The 17,649-nt window shown below is 53.9% G+C and carries 21 protein-coding genes; 7 read left to right on the top strand and 14 right to left on the bottom strand.

Annotated features, from left to right (window positions below):
• Positions 1-5: 5 nt before the first annotated feature.
• Both ACTNC3_RS03955 and ACTNC3_RS03960 read right to left on the bottom strand, forming a co-directional pair.
• Entirely contained in the window at positions 6-782 is a 777-nt protein-coding gene (locus ACTNC3_RS03955) for a sulfite exporter TauE/SafE family protein (RefSeq protein WP_441226531.1), read from the bottom strand.
• Between the two features lie 129 nt (positions 783-911).
• Positions 912-1,334 (bottom strand): MarR family winged helix-turn-helix transcriptional regulator, encoded by a 423-nt coding sequence (locus ACTNC3_RS03960; RefSeq protein ID WP_441226532.1) that lies wholly within the window; start codon positions 1,332-1,334, stop codon positions 912-914.
• A gap of 319 nt (positions 1,335-1,653) precedes the next feature.
• Here ACTNC3_RS03960 and ACTNC3_RS03965 point away from each other — a divergent pair, with 319 nt between their 5' ends.
• From ACTNC3_RS03965 to ACTNC3_RS03985, 5 genes are all read left to right on the top strand, one after another.
• The gene (locus ACTNC3_RS03965; RefSeq protein WP_441226577.1) at positions 1,654-2,457 is read left to right on the top strand and encodes an MBL fold metallo-hydrolase; all 804 of its coding nucleotides are present in this window, start codon (positions 1,654-1,656) and stop codon (positions 2,455-2,457) included.
• A 219-nt stretch (positions 2,458-2,676) separates the two neighbouring features.
• On the top strand, positions 2,677-3,069 hold the full coding sequence (locus tag ACTNC3_RS03970) for a helix-turn-helix domain-containing protein (RefSeq protein ID WP_441226533.1): 393 nt from the start codon (positions 2,677-2,679) through the stop codon (positions 3,067-3,069).
• Between the two features lie 21 nt (positions 3,070-3,090).
• Complete coding sequence (locus ACTNC3_RS03975; protein WP_410042834.1) at positions 3,091-4,434, top strand: GntP family permease; 1,344 nt, start codon at positions 3,091-3,093, stop codon at positions 4,432-4,434.
• Between the two features lie 236 nt (positions 4,435-4,670).
• Positions 4,671-5,657, top strand: a complete 987-nt coding sequence (bsh, locus tag ACTNC3_RS03980; protein WP_441226534.1) for a choloylglycine hydrolase — start codon at positions 4,671-4,673, stop codon at positions 5,655-5,657.
• 277 nt (positions 5,658-5,934) lie between these two features.
• Positions 5,935-7,230 (top strand): ATP-binding protein, encoded by a 1,296-nt coding sequence (locus tag ACTNC3_RS03985; RefSeq protein ID WP_441226535.1) that lies wholly within the window; start codon positions 5,935-5,937, stop codon positions 7,228-7,230.
• A 107-nt stretch (positions 7,231-7,337) separates the two neighbouring features.
• Here ACTNC3_RS03985 and ACTNC3_RS03990 read toward each other — a convergent pair whose 3' ends face one another.
• The 7 genes from ACTNC3_RS03990 to ACTNC3_RS04020 form a co-directional block, all read right to left on the bottom strand.
• Positions 7,338-7,715 (bottom strand): heavy-metal-associated domain-containing protein, encoded by a 378-nt coding sequence (locus ACTNC3_RS03990; RefSeq protein WP_441226536.1) that lies wholly within the window; start codon positions 7,713-7,715, stop codon positions 7,338-7,340.
• 70 nt (positions 7,716-7,785) lie between these two features.
• The gene (locus tag ACTNC3_RS03995; protein WP_441226537.1) at positions 7,786-8,154 is read right to left on the bottom strand and encodes a hypothetical protein; all 369 of its coding nucleotides are present in this window, start codon (positions 8,152-8,154) and stop codon (positions 7,786-7,788) included.
• Positions 8,155-8,174: 20 nt separating this feature from the next.
• Positions 8,175-8,540 (bottom strand): DUF6110 family protein, encoded by a 366-nt coding sequence (locus ACTNC3_RS04000; RefSeq protein WP_441226538.1) that lies wholly within the window; start codon positions 8,538-8,540, stop codon positions 8,175-8,177.
• Between the two features lie 364 nt (positions 8,541-8,904).
• On the bottom strand, positions 8,905-9,063 hold the full coding sequence (locus tag ACTNC3_RS04005) for a rubredoxin (protein ID WP_441226539.1): 159 nt from the start codon (positions 9,061-9,063) through the stop codon (positions 8,905-8,907).
• Between the two features lie 23 nt (positions 9,064-9,086).
• Complete coding sequence (locus tag ACTNC3_RS04010; RefSeq protein WP_441226540.1) at positions 9,087-9,473, bottom strand: Fur family transcriptional regulator; 387 nt, start codon at positions 9,471-9,473, stop codon at positions 9,087-9,089.
• A gap of 117 nt (positions 9,474-9,590) precedes the next feature.
• The gene (locus ACTNC3_RS04015) at positions 9,591-10,052 is read right to left on the bottom strand and encodes an NUDIX hydrolase (protein WP_410042828.1); all 462 of its coding nucleotides are present in this window, start codon (positions 10,050-10,052) and stop codon (positions 9,591-9,593) included.
• 79 nt (positions 10,053-10,131) lie between these two features.
• Positions 10,132-11,157 carry an alpha-hydroxy-acid oxidizing protein gene (locus tag ACTNC3_RS04020; protein WP_410042827.1) on the bottom strand — a complete coding sequence of 342 codons (1,026 nt, stop codon included), beginning with the start codon at positions 11,155-11,157 and terminating at the stop codon, positions 10,132-10,134.
• A gap of 312 nt (positions 11,158-11,469) precedes the next feature.
• Here ACTNC3_RS04020 and ACTNC3_RS04025 point away from each other — a divergent pair, with 312 nt between their 5' ends.
• Positions 11,470-12,801, top strand: a complete 1,332-nt coding sequence (locus ACTNC3_RS04025) for an MATE family efflux transporter (RefSeq protein ID WP_410042826.1) — start codon at positions 11,470-11,472, stop codon at positions 12,799-12,801.
• A 138-nt stretch (positions 12,802-12,939) separates the two neighbouring features.
• Here ACTNC3_RS04025 and ACTNC3_RS04030 read toward each other — a convergent pair whose 3' ends face one another.
• On the bottom strand, positions 12,940-14,748 hold the full coding sequence (locus tag ACTNC3_RS04030; RefSeq protein ID WP_441226541.1) for a diguanylate cyclase domain-containing protein: 1,809 nt from the start codon (positions 14,746-14,748) through the stop codon (positions 12,940-12,942).
• Between the two features lie 449 nt (positions 14,749-15,197).
• Between ACTNC3_RS04030 and ACTNC3_RS04035 the strand changes: the two genes are divergently transcribed.
• Complete coding sequence (locus tag ACTNC3_RS04035; protein ID WP_410044211.1) at positions 15,198-15,695, top strand: QueT transporter family protein; 498 nt, start codon at positions 15,198-15,200, stop codon at positions 15,693-15,695.
• 123 nt (positions 15,696-15,818) lie between these two features.
• Here ACTNC3_RS04035 and ACTNC3_RS04040 read toward each other — a convergent pair whose 3' ends face one another.
• The 4 genes from ACTNC3_RS04040 to ACTNC3_RS04055 form a co-directional block, all read right to left on the bottom strand.
• Positions 15,819-16,391: a DNA-3-methyladenine glycosylase I gene (locus ACTNC3_RS04040; protein WP_441226542.1), complete on the bottom strand. Its 573-nt coding sequence runs from the start codon at positions 16,389-16,391 to the stop codon at positions 15,819-15,821.
• A 78-nt stretch (positions 16,392-16,469) separates the two neighbouring features.
• Complete coding sequence (locus ACTNC3_RS04045) at positions 16,470-16,898, bottom strand: type II toxin-antitoxin system HicB family antitoxin (RefSeq protein ID WP_441226543.1); 429 nt, start codon at positions 16,896-16,898, stop codon at positions 16,470-16,472.
• A 43-nt stretch (positions 16,899-16,941) separates the two neighbouring features.
• Positions 16,942-17,115, bottom strand: coding sequence for a type II toxin-antitoxin system HicA family toxin (locus ACTNC3_RS04050; RefSeq protein ID WP_441226544.1), 174 nt, complete (start codon positions 17,113-17,115; stop codon positions 16,942-16,944).
• A gap of 145 nt (positions 17,116-17,260) precedes the next feature.
• Entirely contained in the window at positions 17,261-17,572 is a 312-nt protein-coding gene (locus ACTNC3_RS04055) for an SdpI family protein (RefSeq protein WP_441226545.1), read from the bottom strand.
• Positions 17,573-17,649: the final 77 nt, after the last annotated feature.

The following is a 17,649-nucleotide window of genomic DNA, read 5'->3' on the forward strand; positions in this document are numbered from 1 at the left end:
CTACCTCAACTTAAAAACTGAAAGCCCATCACGACGATGCCGAGGATCACCAGGATGACGCCGGTCGCCCGATTCAGGGTCTTCGCGGATGCCCGATTTGCGAAGACGGCGGCGACACGCGCCCAGAGGAAAGTGAACACGATGCACAACACCCAGACGGTCACATCCGGCATGCCACCGATCGCGAAGTGCGAAACCGCGCCGGTCAGCGCCGTGAAGGTCATGATGAAAACGCTGGTGCCCACGGCGGTCTTCAGCTCGTAGCCGAGGACGGAGGTGAGGATCAGCAGCATCATCATACCACCACCGGCACCGATGAAGCCACAGATAAATCCGATCAGGACACCGCAGAGGATGGACTGGATCGCCCGCTTCTTTGCGGACACGCCCTGCATGGACTCCTTCGTCGTCATAACCGGCTTCACGATAAACTTGATGCCGAGCAGGAAGGTCATGAAGACAGAGAAGCTCCCCATGGTCGCAGATGGTACGAGCGACGAAATATAGCTCCCGACGACGGTAAAAATCAGCACACTGATCATCATGATGATGCCGTTTCGGATGTCGAGGTTTTGATTCTTTCCATAGGTATAGGCAGAAACCGCGCTCGCCAGCACATCCGATGAGAGCGCGATCCCGACAGCCCTATACGGATCCATGCCGAGGAAGGTGATGAGCATCGGTGTGATCACGGCGGCTGCGCTCATCCCCGCGAAACCGGTGCCGAGACCGGCGCCCATGCCGGCGAAAAAGGTAACGATAATCGTAAAAAGAAGTGACATAATGAAGCCTCCATCGGGTCAAATCGACCCTCATCCTGTAAAATTCTGTGTCTATCTCGCATGATCATCGGGCAAATGCCCGGATCATGATCGTCGAAACGGTACGCATGTCCGTATCCGTGCGCTGCGTCATCCATCGATCTGAGCTATATTTTTCTCCATCTGCATCAACGCCGCGCGAAACGCGGCGAGCGTCGGTTCATCGATGCCCTGGAGCAGTGTGTCGATAAACTGCGCCTGCACTGCGCGACCTTTCTCGACGATCGGTGCCGCCTTCTCCGTGAGCTTGAGCTCTACCTTCCGGCGGTCATGCGCGACTTCGCAGCGCACGAGCAGTCCCTCCTGAACCAGGCGGTCGACGTTGATCGATACCAGGTTCGCCTTGATCCGGCGGATCTCCACGATATCCCGTGCGCTCTTGTACTCCGGATGATTCGCGAGAAACATCAGGATATCGAACGCCGTCTGCGGGATGTCGAGCTCATGACAAAGCGCCTTACAGCTCCGCGTATACGCCCGGCTGATCTTATCTGCAAAAGAAATATCGAACATGTTTCCTCCATTTTTGATTAGTTCATTTTTGAACAAAGCGAAGTATAGAACGATTTAAAAGAAATGTAAAGCACTTCATCCTATTTCAACCAGACTTTGTGCCCAAAAGTCGAGGACACGCTGTGACCGTTCCGTGCACTATTTTGTTACTGAAAATAAAACCCGCACAAATATCCGTCGATTTCACTAAAAATCAGCATATTTATTTGTGCTGCAGCACAATGAAATCCATCTCCGAAAGTGCGATAATAAAGCTATTAGAACAGATCGTGAATTGACAACTGAAAATGGAGGTGTGGATGTGAAGCTGACCGCAATCATGGATAACCACCGAAGCGAGCAAAAGGCACTGACGGCTGAGCATGGGCTGTCGTTTCTGCTGGACACCGGGACGACGAAGATTCTCTTCGATTTCGGTGCCGGTCGGGCTGCGTATGACAATGCAGTAAAGCTGAACGTAGATCTCAAATCGATCGATTACGCCGTCGGAAGTCATGGGCACTACGACCATGGCGGTGGGTATCCGTACTTTTTTGTGGGTGGATTGAGCTGCCCGCTGATTACGGGGGACGGTTACTTCGAGGAAAAGTATGCGTTTGATGGGATGAAGGCGACGTATCTCGGCTGCGGCTTCGATGAGCGCTGGATGGAGGAACGTCGGATCGATCATCGCGTCTGTCGTGAGATGATGAAGCTGGAGGACGACTGCTATGTCGTCGGTGGATTCCAGCGGACGCATGATTTCGAGACGATTCCGAAACGCTTCGTGCTCCGGGATCAGGAGGGCTGGAAGCAGGATGATTTTTCAGATGAAGTCTGTCTGGTGCTGACACGGTCGGAGGGACTCGTCGTCATCGTGGGCTGCAGCCACCCGGGCATCCTCAATATTCTAAAGTCGGTGCAGATGCGCTTTCACCGACCGGTGTATGCGGTCTTCGGCGGTACGCACCTCGTAGAGGCAGACCGGCCGCGCATCGAAAAGACGCTGGATGAGATGAAGGCCATGGGTGTCCGTCTGATCGGCTTCAACCACTGTTCCGGCGAACTGCTCCAGGAGATGCTGGACGCCCGTCCGGATATCCGGCACTGCTACCTCGGCGCAGGCGACTGCATGTTCCTGTGAATTTCGGGATACAGCAAATCTGCTCTGCGTGTATGTACCACCGTAGTTTGCACAGTTCCAGATGGTACAGAGGCAACGCCACCTGAAGGAGACATTGGTCGGCTCTTCGAATGGGAGCAGCTGGATGAACGAAATGGTCAGAATCGTATCGGGAAGCTGATCGCGGAAATCCGCTCGCACCCTGGCTGGCGGACCGTCATAAGCGGTATATGTAAAACGATGAACGAAATACCGGAAGGTATGCGTGAAGTGATGATAATGAAAGAGATGAAAGGAGGGGAGATTCAAAATCTCGAAGAGCATTCGTGCAGGATGCGGTATCTGCTGGGACGCTTCATCAGTTATGGCGGCGATCGGGCCGTCCGGGAGATGGCGGAGCGGCTGCTGCAGGAGGGGGAGAAGCAGGCCGAACTGCTTCTACACACGGCGGAGTGCTACTACGAGGAAAATGGAAGTGCAACCAGCGCTTCGGAACGGCTGCACCTGCATAAGAATTCCTTGCTGTATCGGATGAAGCGGCTATACCAGCTTCTGGGAATCGAAAAGGATACGGCGTTTGTGCGGGAATTCTATGTTCGTCTGCTGCTGGAGTACTGGAACCAGATTTTTTAAAAAATAAAAGGAGGTATGAAAATGTCTGGTTTATTCATTTTTGGCGTTATATTTTTAGCCGTTGTTTGTATGGTCATCGCGATTTCAAAGTTCAACATGCACCCGTTCCTGGTGCTGACGGTGATTGCGATTTTAGTCGGTCTGGTATGTGGTATTCCAGCGGGCGAGGTCATCGATACCGTGAAGAGCGGCTTCGGTAATATCCTCGCAAGCATCGGTATCGTCATCCTTTGTGGTACTATCATTGGCACCATCCTGGAGAAGACCGGTGCCGCGCTGACGATGGCAAATTCGATTCTGAAGATTGTCGGCAAGGATCGAAGCGTGCTGACGATGGGTATCACCGGTTACATCACCGGTATCCCGGTATTCTGTGATTCCGGTTTCGTTATTCTGAGCCCGATTTCGAAGGCACTGGCAAACCGCAGTAATATTTCCCTCGCAGTGATGGCGACGGCCCTGTCCGGTGGTCTCTATGCAACCCACTGTCTGGTACCGCCGACACCGGGACCGATTGCGATGGCGGGCACGCTGGAAGCAGACCTCGGACTCACGATTCTCGTCGGCCTTCTGGTTTCCATTCCGGCCGTGGCTTCGGCACTGGTATATGCCAACAAGGTTTCCAGCAAGATCGACATCCCGGCGAATCCGGAGTATACCGTCGATGAGCTGATGGAGAAGTACGGCCAGCTGCCAGGTGCACTGCACAGTTTCTCCCCGATTCTTCTTCCGATCATCCTGATCGCACTGAAGTCCGTCAGCGATTTCCCAAGCGCACCATTCGGCTCCGGTGCCGTGAAGTCCTTCTTCTCCTTCATCGGTAATCCGGTTATCGCGCTGATCATCGGTGTGTTCCTTTCTATGACGCTGATTCCGAAGAGTGAAAAGGAGAACGCGCTGAAGTGGATCACCGAGGGCGTTACCAACTCTGCAGGTATTCTGGCCATCACCGGCGCCGGCGGATCCTTCGGTGCCATCCTTCAGAAGCTTCCGATCGCGGACGCACTCAGTGCATCCCTGCTCGGACTCGGCGTCGGCGTTTTCCTTCCGTTCATCATCGCGGCACTTCTGAAGACTGCGATGGGTGCATCCACCGTTGCGATGATCACGACCTCAGCGATGATTGCGCCAATGATGCCGTCCCTCGGCTTCACATCTCCTCTCGCAAAGGTACTGGTCATCATGGCGATCGGTGCCGGCTCTATGACGGTTTCTCATGCCAATGACTCTTACTTCTGGGTTGTATCGCAGTTCTCCGACATGGATACGAAGGACGCATATAAGTGCCAGACCGGTATGACGGCAGTCATGGGTGTCACGACGATCATCGTCGTATTCATCCTGTCACTGATCTTCGTGCATTGATACACAGAATCATATAGATATACACGCAGGGCGCTGGATTTCCAGCGCCCTGTGAAATTTCTGTGAAGCTATGGATTCTCCTGCCGCTGCGGTCTACAATCACTTTATCATTATCCGCTGCCTGAACGTAAGTGGTTTATCCACCCTGGACGCACGCGTGCAGCACGTGCAGACCTCAGGCGACGTTTCATCGAACGTATATTTATAAACATTGACGAAAGGAGTTTAAAGAGACAATGTGTACAGCAGCAACCTATAAGACGAAGGATTTTTACATCGGCAGAACGCTCGATTATGAGCTTTCCTATGGTGAAGAGGTGACGGTCACGCCGCGAAACTATCCGTTCCGGTTCCGCCACGCCGGCGAGCTGAAGTCGCACTACGCAATCATCGGCATGGCCTTCGTGGCCGGCGGCTACCCGCTTTACTATGATGGCGTGAACGAAAAGGGCCTCGGCATGGCGGGCCTTAATTTCGTGGGCAATGCGGTCTATCAGGATGCTCTCCCGGATGTGCCAGCAGAGACCGATCAGGTCGCGCAGTTCGAATTTATCCCGTGGATCCTCGCGCAGTGTGCAACGGTCGACGATGCGCGGACGAAGCTCGCGACACTTCGACTTCTGAAGACCCCGTTCAGCGAGCAGCTGCCGGCAGCACAGCTCCACTGGATCATCGCAGACAGGGATGAGTGCATCGTCGTCGAGTCGATGGCGGATGGTCTTCATGTATACGATAACCCGGTCGGCGTCATGACGAACAACCCACCGTTCCCGAGCCAGATGTTCGCCCTCAACAACTACCCTGGCGTTTCCCGGACGCAGCCGGATGCCAGCTTCGCCGGTGTACTCCCGCTTCAGGCCTACAGCCGTGGCATGGGCGGCCTGGGTATCCCGGGCGATCTGTCGAGTCAGTCTCGTTTCGTGAAGGTTGCCTTCACGAAGCTGAGCTCCCTTTCCAGGGATGACGAGCGCTCCAGCGTGAGCCAGTTCTTCCATATCCTCGGCTCCGTCGACCAGCAGCGCGGCTGCTGTGAGGTCGCTGAAGACAAGTATGAGATCACGATTTACACCTCCTGCTGCAACGCAACGAAGGGCATCTACTACTACACGACCTACGACAATCACCAGATCCACGCCGTCGACATGCACCACGAAGACCTCGACGGAAGCGAACTTCGCCGCTACCCGATCGAACTCGAAGGCGAAGTAAAGTGGGTGAACTAAACTTCGCAGATCAGAAAACCGTGTCAGCGCATCACTCGTTTCAACCCGAGTGATGCGCTTTTCTTGAAGCATTTCATCTTCTTCGTATTAATTTCCTGCAGCATTTCATCTTTTTCGCGTTTTTTTGTTGAAATGTTTCATCTTTTTCACAGAAATGCTGTCTGATCCATGGATTTCCTACCTTTACGATGCTACAATCATCCTATAGCCATGCTATCCTGGAACGAGAGTTAATTATCCCGAAATGATGTACACTACGGAAAGCGAGGTGCGATGCATGTATAGAAAATTTTATGAGCAGCTGATGGAGTGGGAGCAGAAGCGCATCCCGTCACCGCTGCTGGTGATCGGTGCTCGGCAGATCGGAAAGACCTGGATCATCCGGAAATTCTGCGAAGAAACGTATCCGAACTATATCTATATCAATCTCGAGGAGCGGGCCGATATCGCATCGGTGTTTAAGGGAAATCTCGATCCGGAGACGATTCTTCTGCAGATCAGTCAGATTCTCGGACAGCGCGTGGACGACCGCACACCGATCTTTTTCGATGAAATTCAGTCCTGCGAAAGAGCGATTACATCCCTCAAATACTTCTGTGAATCCGACAAGCCCTATCGCATCCTCTGTGCCGGCAGCCTCCTCGGCGTGAAGCTGAAACGTTTCGAGGGCTCCTTCCCGGTGGGAAAGGTCCGTATACTGAAGATGTACCCGATGGATTTCGAAGAGTTTCTCCTCGCCTGTGGCGAAGACCTCCTCCGCGATGGTATCCGGGAAGCGTACCTCGGGCGAATGCCTCTGGCGGAAGGCGTGCACGAGAAGGCACTGCGTCTGTACCAGGACTATCTCTATATCGGCGGTATGCCACAGGCCGTTTTATCCTATCTGGAAAGCGAAAAACTGGCGGTTGAGGTCGATCCGCTGATTTACGAAAACCTGCGCCTCGCTTATCTCGCCGACATGACGAAATACGTGACGAGTCCTGCGGAAAGCGTAAAAATCACGGAAGTTTATCGCTCGATTCCGCGACAGCTTGCAAAGGAAAATCCGAAGTTCAGATACAGTGAAGTGAAACCGAAAGCAAATAAGCGGGATTACTTCGCGCCGATCGACTGGCTGGATGCCTCCGGCATGATTTATAAAGTCCATCGTCTGGAAGCACCACTCTCACCGCTCAGTGGTTACGAAAACAGCGACAGCTTCAAGGTCTATCTCTCCGACACCGGCCTGCTGACGCATATGTGCGGCCTGCACTATCGCGACCTGCTGCCGGATGTGCACAATATTTATAAGGGAGCCGTGACCGAAAACTACGTGATGCAGCAGTTCGCGAGTAAGAACCGTGCGCTCTACTATTTCAAGCCATCTGAAAGCATGGAAATCGATCTGGTAAGTGACCTGAATGAGCAGATCATCCCGATCGAAATCAAATCCGGTCGCAACAAGCGCTCCACCAGCCTCCGAAATTATCGCGAGAAGTACCAGCCGGACTACGCGATCCGCTTCTCCGAGCTCAATTTCGGATGGCAGGACCAGCTCTACTCGATCCCACTCTATGCCGCCTGGTGCATCTGATGCTCCGATCAGTATAACGAAAAGGGGCTGTCGCACTATGATATGCTCCCTTCTAGGTAGACAATACCTAGAAGGGAGCATATCATAGTGCGACAGCCCCTTCGGATTTATTTCATCTCGCCGCTGATTTCCTTCACCGCATAGCCTTCGCGGGCGACGGCGGCGATGATGGTCGCCGGGGCGATGTCACGATCACAGTCGACGTGGGCGTGCTTCTTTCGGAGGCTGACATCGGCCGCGGCACCGTCGATGGCGTTGATGGCACGGGCCACCTTCGCAGCACAGTTCTCACAGTGCATACCTTCGACCTGGAAGTCGTAGCTGTGCAGCACCGGGCCGTCCAGTTTTTTCTTTTCTGGCTTCGCGATGCGCTCGCAGGAGCCACCGCCACAGCAGCCGCCCTCGCCATGCAGATGCTTCGCTGATTCTTTCACGGCCCAGGCCACGATGAGCAGCAGCACGACGATTACAATCAGATTCGACATATTCTCTCCTATTTCAGTGCACTGCAGGCATGATGTCCAGTTTCAGGGTCTTCCATGCCTGCAGTTGCTTTTACTTCGTCTCTTCCAGCAGGTTCGTCATGCTGTCGATGCCGACCATCATGGTGGAGCTGTTATGAAGCAGCGCCGAGGTCGACGGGGTGATGAGCCCACCGATGCCGAGGGCGATCAGCAGGGAATTAAAGCCGACGATGAAGCGGTAGTCACCGTGTACACGGTTTATCAGTGCGCGGCTCAGACGCCGAAGTACGACGAGCTCCATGAGGTCGTCCGCGGAGATGGTGATGTCCGCGATTTCACGCGTGATCGCTGCGCCGGAAGCGATGGCGACACCGACATCCGCCTCCGACACGGCTTCCATGAACTTGCCGCCCTTGATGGAGATACCGTAATTCCGCGCTTCCTTGATCGCCGACAGCACCGCAAGCGGTACCGAGAGCTTCAGGGCGCAGGAGTAGTCGGACGGGAGGTGACGATCTGCGCAGCAGCAGCATTGGACCGCGGACGGGTAAATTCGATCGTCGCATGTCCGGTGCGCTCGTCGACCGCCGCGTTCTTCACGCCCGGGATGGTCTTCAGATAGTATTCCAGAAGATCCGCCTGGTGCATGGACATGTGCTCCTTCGGAACACGGAGGCGAAGACGATGCTCGCTGTCCTTGCCGCGCAGAACGGCTGCTGTGCACTGGGTATATAACTTCTTCGCATCCTTGCTTGCGAGCACAGCGATACCAGCGGTACCGAACAGCACACCACCTGCAAAAACACCAAGCTTCTTCAGATTCTTCAGATCCTTTACCTTTAACATGATTCTATCCTCCTGATTGATCAATAAATGTTAGTTTCTGCTAACCTCCAAATGTTAGTACCGTCTAACCCGGATGTCAAGAAAAATCACGCGCCGGAAAACTCACTTTTTCGAATGACTGACATAGTTTCAGACGAGCACCCAGGGACGAAAACATATCCACGAATTACATAAGCACGATCGAGAAGTGGGCCGATCCGATGCACCGAGTTACAAAAAGGACGCCAATCGGCGTCCCTCTCGTTTTATACCATATTCATTTCGGTGAGAACTCTTTGTGCGTTTCTCCAGCACAGCCTGGTTTCAGGCTCTCACCCTCTACAGAGTCCGGGATATGCATCCGTTTCTCCAGCACAGCCGGGTTTTAAGCTTCTGCAGAGAACTGGTCCTTACCAACCGAGCACATCGGGCACTCGAAATCCTCTGGAACATCTTCCCACTTCGTACCAGGTGCGATACCGCCCTCCGGGTATCCCTGCTCCTCGTCATACTCCCATCCACATACATCACATACGTACTTCATCTTTTTTCCTCCTGATTTTTTCGTCATTCCTGCATCTGACATGCAGGGCAGATCGCCTTAAACATGATATCGTAACTCAGGAACTGCATCCCATGCGGATCGCGGATCCGCTCTATGAGACCCGGCATTTCGTCGATGTCTACATCGAACACCTCTCCGCAGCGCACGCAGCGCCCATGGTAGTGATTTCGCAATGTGAAATCGAAACGATCCGGCCCATTTGGAACCTCGATACGACGGATACTTCCCTCCTCTGAGAGGATGCCGAGATTTCTGTACACCGTACCCTTCCCGATGCCATGGTGTTCCTGCCGGACGTATTCGTAAACCTCCTCTGCCGTCACATGACGTTTCATCGTCAGAACCGCATTTCGAACGAGATCTTTCTGCACGGTGTTTCTTCTCTCCATGTTGCCTCCGCCATTTCTTAATAGGATTAATTCCTATTAAGAATATACATCATGACCTACATTATGTCAACATCCGTAATGCTTTTTTCCGGAAATCACCGGATCTGCGAATAGAATTCAGTAATCCGTAATCTTCTTTTCCACGAGCTTATCACCTTCATAACGGAGTTTAATGGAGAAGAAGCGCTCATCCCCGGAGAGGAGGCGCTCGAGGAAGACTCGATCACCTTCCCAGGTCGGGAGCGCAAGAACGTCCGACTTCTCCACCCATGCGAGCTCGCCTTCATCGCACTCGATCATCTCGCCGTCGAAGGCATCCGCGGTGAAGACACACATAAGCTCCGGCTCGCAGACGTCACTGAGAAAGGTCACGAGACCGCGGAGGCGATACGCCGTCAGCACGAGCCCCGTCTCCTCCTTCACCTCGCGAAGCAGGCACTCCTCCGGCGTCTCACCGTTTTCCACATGTCCCCCGACACCGATCCACTTTCCGGCATTGATGTCATGGTGCTTCTTCACCCGGTGAAGCATCAGGTACTTCCCCTCTTTTTCGATATAACACAGCGTCGTCATCTTCATCACGCTCTTCTCCTTTTTATTTCAAAATCAGGGAGCCAGTCACCCGGCTCCCCTCGCTATCCACATAATCTATGAAGTTTTACACCCGCACGCAGTCTCTCGTGATCTCCGCAAGCGTGCTCACACCGCACATCTCCATGGTGTCCTTCAGCTCGCTGCCGATCTTCTGGATGTACGCCTCGACGCCTTCCTCCGCGCCACCGTACACCGCCGTCACGAACGGACGGGCAATGATGACGGCGTCAGCGCCGAGTGCCAGGGCCTTAAATACGTCGGCACCTGAACGGATACCGCCGTCGACGAAGATCTTCATATCGCTGCCGGTCGCACGCACGGCCTTCACGATCTCCTCGAGCACTTCTGCCGTCGCCGGACACTGGTCGAGCACACGTCCGCCGTGGTTCGAAACCACGATAGCCGCCGCACCGGCCTCCTGTGCCTTCAGCGCACCCTTCACGGTCATGATGCCCTTCACGATGAACGGCACACCCGCTGCCTCTACGATTTCATGAAGCTCCTCCACCGACTTACTGCCGGCCGGCGGGGTCAGGTTCTTCAGGAAAGGAAGACCGGCCGCATCGACATCCATCGCTACGGCGAAAGCATTGGCCTCCTTTACAAGCGCCATCTTCTCGCGCACCGTCTCGATGTTCCACGGCTTCACCGTCGGGATGCCGAGACCACCGGCCTTCTTTACGGCTGTGGTCGCGGCCACCATCACCTCCGGATTCGTGCCGTCACCGGTGAACGCTGCGATGCCATGCTCCGCACACGCAGACACCAGGATGTCGTTGTAGGAGATATCGTTCAGCGCATCACCGTAGTGCAGATTCACCGCACCGACCGGACCCGCGAAAAACGGATACTGGAAGGTCTTTCCGAACAGCTCGAGGGAGGTGTCGACCGGACGCTTCTCTACCAGCGTATCCATCTGGAGACGAATCTCCTTCCACTTATCATAGTTGCGGATCGCCGTGTCACCGACGCCCTTCGCGCCCGGACCCGGAATCTGGTTCCGGCATGCACGCCCGTTGCACTCCAGGCACGCCTTACAGTACTTCCCGATGCGCGTTCTCGCCTGCTCTATACACTCTGAAAAATTCATATCATGCCTCACTTTCTATACACCATGTGTTTCTTATTATACACCGTCGCGCCAAAAGCAAAGCATTTTTTACATACCGAAAGTTTATGGGGTCTGACCCCATAAACTTCTGTTTAGATTCTGTTTAGAAAAATTTAATGGGGTCAGACCCCATTACGAAATTCTTAAGATGACGGTCGATGAAAGCAGGCTTGCGTCGGTCCGCGCTCCGGTGCTATCCTATCTACGCTATATGCCTGAACGCGCGGATTACGAGCATCGAGATCTCCGTGCTCCGCAGCAGTCTTATCTTATCATTCAGAAGGATCTATCATGGCTATGACTACAAAAGACGAATACCTCATCACAGACGCGCCTCTTCGCGCGCTCACGATCTTCGCGCTGCCGATGATTCTCGGCAGCTTTTTCCAGCAGGTCTACAACATGGCCGACTCGATTATCGTCGGCCAGTACGTCGGCTCCGCCGCGCTGGCGGCGGTCGGTGCCTGTGCCGCACTGACGAACGTCTTCATCTGTATCGCACTCGGCGGCGGTGTCGGCGCCGGTGTGCTCGTGAGCCGCGCATTCGGCGCACGCAACTATGAGCGTATGAAAACGATCGTGTCAACCTCACTCATCAGCTTTCTGGTCCTCAGCATCCTCCTCGGCGGCCTCGGCTTCGTGCTCTCCCGCCCGATGATGCGCCTGCTCCAGACCCCCGCTGACATCCTCGACACGGCGACACTCTACCTCCGCGTCTACTTCCTCGGTTTCCCGTTCCTCTTCATGTACAACATCCTGTCGAACATGTTCACCTCGATCGGAGAGTCACGCATCCCGCTTGCACTCCTCATCTTCTCGTCCGTGCTGAACATCTTCATGGATCTCTGGATGGTGGCGAGCCTCGGCATGGGTGTCTTCGGTGCCGCCCTCGCAACACTCATTTCACAGGGCATCTCTGCCATCTTCTCACTACTGATCTTCTTGCGCCGGATGCGCCGTTATCCGGGCCGCTTCGCCTGGTTCGACCTTCAGGCGCTTCGGGCAATGCTGGAAATCGCCGTGCCTTCGGTCCTCCAGCAGTCCACGGTCTCGATCGGTATGATGATCGTCCAGGCCGTCGTGAACCCATTTGGCACCCAGGCGCTCGCCGGCTACTCCGCGACCATGCGCGTCGAGAATGTGTTCTCGCTGATGTTTGTGTCGATCGGCAATGCTGTCTCCCCGTACGTTTCACAGAACCTGGGTGCGAAGAAAACCGATCGTATACGAAAAGGCTACCGCGCTGCACTTCTGCTGGACGTCTGCTTCGCCGTGCTCGCCTTCGTCGTCATCGAAACACTGCATACGCAGATTTCCGCCCTCTTCCTCGGTAAGGACGGTACCGCCCTCGCCTATGAAGTCTCCGCAGGCTACATGAAGTGGCTCGGCTACTTCTTCATCTTCATGGGCATCAAGATGGCTACCGACGGTGTGCTCCGTGGCCTCGGCATCATGAAGCCGTTCCTCATCGCAAACATGGTGAACCTCGCCATCCGTATGTCCGTCGCGCTCATCTTCGCCCCACGCTTCGGCATCGCCTTCGTCTGGCTCGCCGTCCCGGCCGGCTGGCTCGCAAACTTCCTGATCTCCTACGCTGCACTTCGGAAGAACTGGCCAGCTTAAGTCTTCATGATAAACGGTGCAAATCGCGCCAGACACTTCTCTGCATCGACATACCAAAAACGCTGACCTGCACTACGCAGATCAGCGTTTTTTCACTCTTAAGAAAATCTTAATGGGGTCTGACCCCATTAAATTTTTCTAAACAGACGCATAGTAGGACTCGATCAGCTCACAGTCCATGATGAGGACGTAGAAGATGTTGCCATAGTAGCGGTTCTGGACGATGCGGCCGTGGTCGAGTACCGGCTTTGTGCTGCCATCCTTTTTCACGAAGTGGAAGCGGACATAGTCATTGTCTCCGCTCGTCTTCGCATCGATCTGCTGCCAGATGCTCTTTTCGACCGTCTCCTGCTCATCCGGTCGAACCAGGTTACGAAAGCGATGGTCGGTGTACGCGAGGAACTCCTCGAAATCACGGCAGCCGGCGAACTGCACGAGCTCATGATTTGCGAACAGGATCTGATCATTGTCCGGATCCGCTCTGTATATAAGGAAGGCACCTGGAAGATGCCGGGCCACCTCCGGCAGTGCGAAGCCGAACTGACTTCGCTGCTGCGTCTCATAGGTACTCTGGTACGCGGCGCAGCTCTGCTTTCCATGCAGCTTTACGGCATAGAGCGCCATATCCGCGTAGCGGATCAGATGCGAAATCTCGCGCTGGTCCTTCGGATACTCCGCATAGCCCAGCGAAATGTAGAACGGATAGCAGTTGCCGTTCGCACGTACGTACCGTGCTGCACTGGTGAAGGCCTCGATTTCCGGCTTCGCTTCCTCGGCCGTCTTTCCGATCAGAACGGCAGAAAATTCATCACCGCCGCTCCTGGAAAGAATCGCATCTGTGCCAAAATGCTGCCGCAGGTCCGCTGCCAGGGTTTTCAGCGCCTGATCCCCGACATCGTGCCCATAGAGGTCGTTAATGAACTTGAAATCATCGATATCCATCTGCATGCCCACACACGGCAGTGATGAATCCGCCTTCATTCGCTTCTGTACCGCCTCATCAAATCCATGGCGGTTCAGAAGACCGGTCAGTGGGTCCGTCACCGATAGCAGCGCCAGCGCATCCCTGTGACGTCGGAGCTGAAGCATCGCGAAGCTGAGTCCCGTCAGTGACAGGATGATGCAGATGCCCAGGATGAGGTACGGCACCATGATCCACCGACGATTCCACCCCTGCTTCGGCATGACGGATAGACAGAAGTTAGTTCCCTCCATCTGGAACTGGTAGTTCACCGGATTCGTCAGCTGCGCTACAGACGAAGACACCTGTGCCTGCTCGTTCGAGAGTGGCGAGCTCGTCATCGTCAGCTGATAATCGTATCCGAAATCCGAAAGTGCCTTTACGGTATCCTTGAATATCTCCGGCACACGGATGATCACGATGGCGAAGCCCCAGAACGTCCTGCTTCCATCGGCCTCCCGCAGATAAACTGGATTCCGAATCGCGATGCCCTGTCCTCCCTGCTTCAGTTCAAACGGCCCCTGCATGGTAATGACACCGTGATCCCGTCCGTAACGGCAGATTTCTCCTCGCTGTTCATCCTGAAAGAGATCGATCTTCCCGGCTTCATTGCCGGTCTCCGGATAAATCTCCGTGACGATCCCGTCCGGTGCGAGCTGAATACTCTGCACGTAGTCGGTCATCAGATTGTCAGCCACCTCTGAGAAAGCATTAATCTTTCCCGCGTCACTGAGAACCACCGATTCCACGGCATCTGTGATGGCGATTCCACGCCCGAGGTCGTTTGCCAGACGATCCGCATAACTGATTGTAATCAGCTTCGTAATTCGCTCCATCTGCTCACGATATACTGTATATGAATTATATAAAACCCCCGCCAGTATCAGACAGCTGGCGATAAACACCAGTGCCGGATAAATCGGTACTCTGAACGGTCGTTTTCCCTTCGGATCCAGATGCGCTGAATCTCTCTCCTGCCTTTCCATGTTCTCCTCTTCTACCCGCTGATTTATATATGGTCTTACGTACGCAGCATGCCGATGGCCCGATCAGGGCGCAGCCCAGGCGTAAGGTGCAGCCTGCACACATCTCGAAACGTACGTCGTCCGATGACAATGCTGCGATAAATATCATATATTTTAAGCAAAATCAAGCAGATTACAAGAATAAAAGAAATTTTAATCATAGTGAATTCTTATATCTTCTATAGTAAAAGAAAAACGCTGACCGTCGCTACCAGATTCGCCCCACGACCCAGGATCCTGATTCTCCGAAATCATGCACCAGGATATTGCGTTTTTCCCCTCCGCATGCTATCGTAACGCATGCACAATTAAATACGAGTGTTATGTCGCTCCGGACTTCATGCGCTGCCATCGCCGCCACCGGCGTGATACATCCTTCCCACTCGCACAAAACTAAAGGAGATCACATCATGAATCATCACACAACTTCACGCAACATTCTGTCCATCGTTCAGGCCGCTATGATCGCCGCACTCTACATCGTACTGACCGCGCTCGCCGCAGGCTTCGATCTCGCAAGCGGTGCCATCCAGGTTCGCTTTTCCGAGGTGCTGACCATCCTCCCGTTTTTCACACCGGCTGCGATTCCAGGCGTCACCATCGGCTGCCTCCTCGCGAACATCCTGACCGGAAGTGCCCTGCCGGACATCATCTTCGGCACGCTCGCTACCCTGCTCGGTGCCCTCGGAACCTATGCGCTCCGGAAGCATCGCTTTCTCTGCACGCTCTGCCCGGTCATCTCGAACGGCATCATCATCCCGCTGGTTCTCCGCTATGCCTACGCGGTCCCTGGCGCACTCTGGTTCCTGGCACTGACCGTCGGCGCCGGCGAACTCATCTGCTGCGTCCTCTTCGGCAGCATCCTCATCGCCGCCCTGCTCCCGCACCGCGACCGACTGTTTAAGTAATCACCATCCTGTGATCAATGCTCATCCCACTGAAAGAGATCGCTACAGCTACACACACTTGTCTCTTCCAGAGCACGGGCTTCACCACTACACAAACAAAGCGCTGAACTGCCACCCCGCAGATCAGCGCTTTTTCTCTTCATCCCATTCCAAAAAACATCCGGTATCATGCGCATAGATCACGCCGACCGCCTGCAGATACGCGTAGATCACGGTGCTTCCGACGAACTTCATGCCTCGTTTTCTGAGATCCATCGAAATCCGGTCCGAGAGTTCCGACTGCGTCCGCCCTTTCTCATACACTACCTGCCCGTCCGTCCAGTGCCAGAGATACTCCGCGAAGCTGCCGTACTCCTCCTGTATCGCGCGAAAGACCCTCGCATTTGTCACCGCCGCCTCTATCTTCAGACGATTTCGGATGATCCCGGCGTTATTTCGTAGCGACGCCATCTTCTCCTCGCTATAGCCACAAACCGCCTCCAGATCGAAGCCATCGAACGCTTCACGGAACGCCTCACGCTTATTCAGCACGCACTCCCATGACAGCCCCGCCTGAAAGCACTCCAGAACCAGCATCTCAAACAGCTTATGATCATCATGGACCGGCACACCCCACTCTTCATCATGATAGCGGATGTACCGCTCATTTTTCGGATTCGCCCAGCAGCACCGCTGCTTTCCATCGACCCAGTCCATCTGCACACCTCCTGTCTCTGATGCCCGCTGCTCCATCAGGCCAATGCAGGCTCCTCTACTGCCCTTTCCGCCCGTGCCTTATACGCCCACGATACGTATAAGTGCATCCTGCAGAACCTTTGAAAAATTCACGCCCATGCTCTCCGCCTTTTCATTTAACCAGAACGGAATCGTACAGTTCTTTTTCACCGACTTATTTCTCATACGATTCTGATACGCCTCAAAATCGATGTCCACATAAGTCACGAGGCCATCCGAAAAATCAAGCTCGTCATCTGCAACTTCCTTTGCTTTCGCTCGAGCTTCCTCGAAGCTGGAAACCACCGGCAGCTCATCCTCTGTTTTAAACTCCATCCCAGCCGTTCCCATCGCATCACGTGCCATTTCGATAGCATCTGCAAGGCTGTTGCCTTCCGTATATGTATCAAAATCCGGAATATATACCAGAAAATCATCCTCATCCTGCTTAATTAAAACCGGATATGCTTTTGCCAGAAATCTATTCATATAATCACCTCATATAATCTAAAAGCTCAGCATTCAAGGAGCCTCACATAAGTCTCCATTTTTTCAGTATCGCACGAGCCAGTCTTTCATTGATTTCCTTATGCCTCGGAATGACTTCGACGTCGTTTCCTCTCACATACTTGTCATGATTTCCACCATGCTCTTTGAACGTGAATCCAGCCCGTTCAAGTTTCTTGATCAATTCTTTGTTTTTCATCAACTATTCCTTTCTACGATTATACGCCCTTTATGCGTATTTTCAAGACAGACTGGCGCACATTTCTGAAACTACAACAAAGCGCTGACCTGCCACCCCGCAGATCAGCGCTTTTTCCTTATATGACATGCCAATGTAGGCTCCTCTACTGCCGTCTCCGCCCGCGCTCGTCAAACATCAACTTTAGTTCTCTCTGCACGTACACCACTGTTCCGAGCAGCATGAAGGACTGCGCAAGCACCATCACCAGCGCAAGCGTCTCGAGCGTTTCCTCGCCGGCCTTCGCAAATGGCAGCTGCACCAGTACGGACAGTGCCAGTGAAATCCATCCGGCTTTCCACCATACCCGCCCGCAGCACGCATGCGCAAACGCCCAGGTATCCGCGTTTTTCATGGAGAGCGCCGTCCGGAACCCCACCCAGCGTGAAATACTCCTCGGCGGACATGTCTTCATCATATATCCACCGAAAAGCATAACCGCCGGAATGATCAGATTCACTATGAAAATTTCTATGTATTCCAGCATTTGCTCAC

The organism is Oribacterium sp. HCP3S3_B9, assembly GCF_052064255.1.
Classification (GTDB): domain Bacteria; phylum Bacillota; class Clostridia; order Lachnospirales; family Lachnospiraceae; genus Oribacterium.

What these genes read in the sequence shown, in the direction of transcription:
- ACTNC3_RS03955 (WP_441226531.1), bottom strand. Translation starts at nt 782, where the DNA reads ATGTCACTTCTTTTTACGATTATCGTTACCTTTTTCGCCGGCATGGGC.
- ACTNC3_RS03960 (WP_441226532.1), bottom strand. Translation starts at nt 1,334, where the DNA reads ATGTTCGATATTTCTTTTGCAGATAAGATCAGCCGGGCGTATACGCGG.
- ACTNC3_RS03965 (WP_441226577.1), top strand. Translation starts at nt 1,654, where the DNA reads ATGGATAACCACCGAAGCGAGCAAAAGGCACTGACGGCTGAGCATGGG.
- ACTNC3_RS03970 (WP_441226533.1), top strand. Translation starts at nt 2,677, where the DNA reads ATGAACGAAATACCGGAAGGTATGCGTGAAGTGATGATAATGAAAGAG.
- ACTNC3_RS03975 (WP_410042834.1), top strand. Translation starts at nt 3,091, where the DNA reads ATGTCTGGTTTATTCATTTTTGGCGTTATATTTTTAGCCGTTGTTTGT.
- bsh (WP_441226534.1), top strand. Translation starts at nt 4,671, where the DNA reads ATGTGTACAGCAGCAACCTATAAGACGAAGGATTTTTACATCGGCAGA.
- ACTNC3_RS03985 (WP_441226535.1), top strand. Translation starts at nt 5,935, where the DNA reads ATGTATAGAAAATTTTATGAGCAGCTGATGGAGTGGGAGCAGAAGCGC.
- ACTNC3_RS03990 (WP_441226536.1), bottom strand. Translation starts at nt 7,715, where the DNA reads ATGTCGAATCTGATTGTAATCGTCGTGCTGCTGCTCATCGTGGCCTGG.
- ACTNC3_RS04000 (WP_441226538.1), bottom strand. Translation starts at nt 8,540, where the DNA reads ATGTTAAAGGTAAAGGATCTGAAGAATCTGAAGAAGCTTGGTGTTTTT.
- ACTNC3_RS04005 (WP_441226539.1), bottom strand. Translation starts at nt 9,063, where the DNA reads ATGAAGTACGTATGTGATGTATGTGGATGGGAGTATGACGAGGAGCAG.
- ACTNC3_RS04010 (WP_441226540.1), bottom strand. Translation starts at nt 9,473, where the DNA reads ATGGAGAGAAGAAACACCGTGCAGAAAGATCTCGTTCGAAATGCGGTT.
- ACTNC3_RS04015 (WP_410042828.1), bottom strand. Translation starts at nt 10,052, where the DNA reads ATGAAGATGACGACGCTGTGTTATATCGAAAAAGAGGGGAAGTACCTG.
- ACTNC3_RS04020 (WP_410042827.1), bottom strand. Translation starts at nt 11,157, where the DNA reads ATGAATTTTTCAGAGTGTATAGAGCAGGCGAGAACGCGCATCGGGAAG.
- ACTNC3_RS04025 (WP_410042826.1), top strand. Translation starts at nt 11,470, where the DNA reads ATGGCTATGACTACAAAAGACGAATACCTCATCACAGACGCGCCTCTT.
- ACTNC3_RS04030 (WP_441226541.1), bottom strand. Translation starts at nt 14,748, where the DNA reads ATGGAAAGGCAGGAGAGAGATTCAGCGCATCTGGATCCGAAGGGAAAA.
- ACTNC3_RS04035 (WP_410044211.1), top strand. Translation starts at nt 15,198, where the DNA reads ATGAATCATCACACAACTTCACGCAACATTCTGTCCATCGTTCAGGCC.
- ACTNC3_RS04040 (WP_441226542.1), bottom strand. Translation starts at nt 16,391, where the DNA reads ATGGACTGGGTCGATGGAAAGCAGCGGTGCTGCTGGGCGAATCCGAAA.
- ACTNC3_RS04045 (WP_441226543.1), bottom strand. Translation starts at nt 16,898, where the DNA reads ATGAATAGATTTCTGGCAAAAGCATATCCGGTTTTAATTAAGCAGGAT.
- ACTNC3_RS04050 (WP_441226544.1), bottom strand. Translation starts at nt 17,115, where the DNA reads ATGAAAAACAAAGAATTGATCAAGAAACTTGAACGGGCTGGATTCACG.
- ACTNC3_RS04055 (WP_441226545.1), bottom strand. Translation starts at nt 17,572, where the DNA reads ATGATGAAGACATGTCCGCCGAGGAGTATTTCACGCTGGGTGGGGTTC.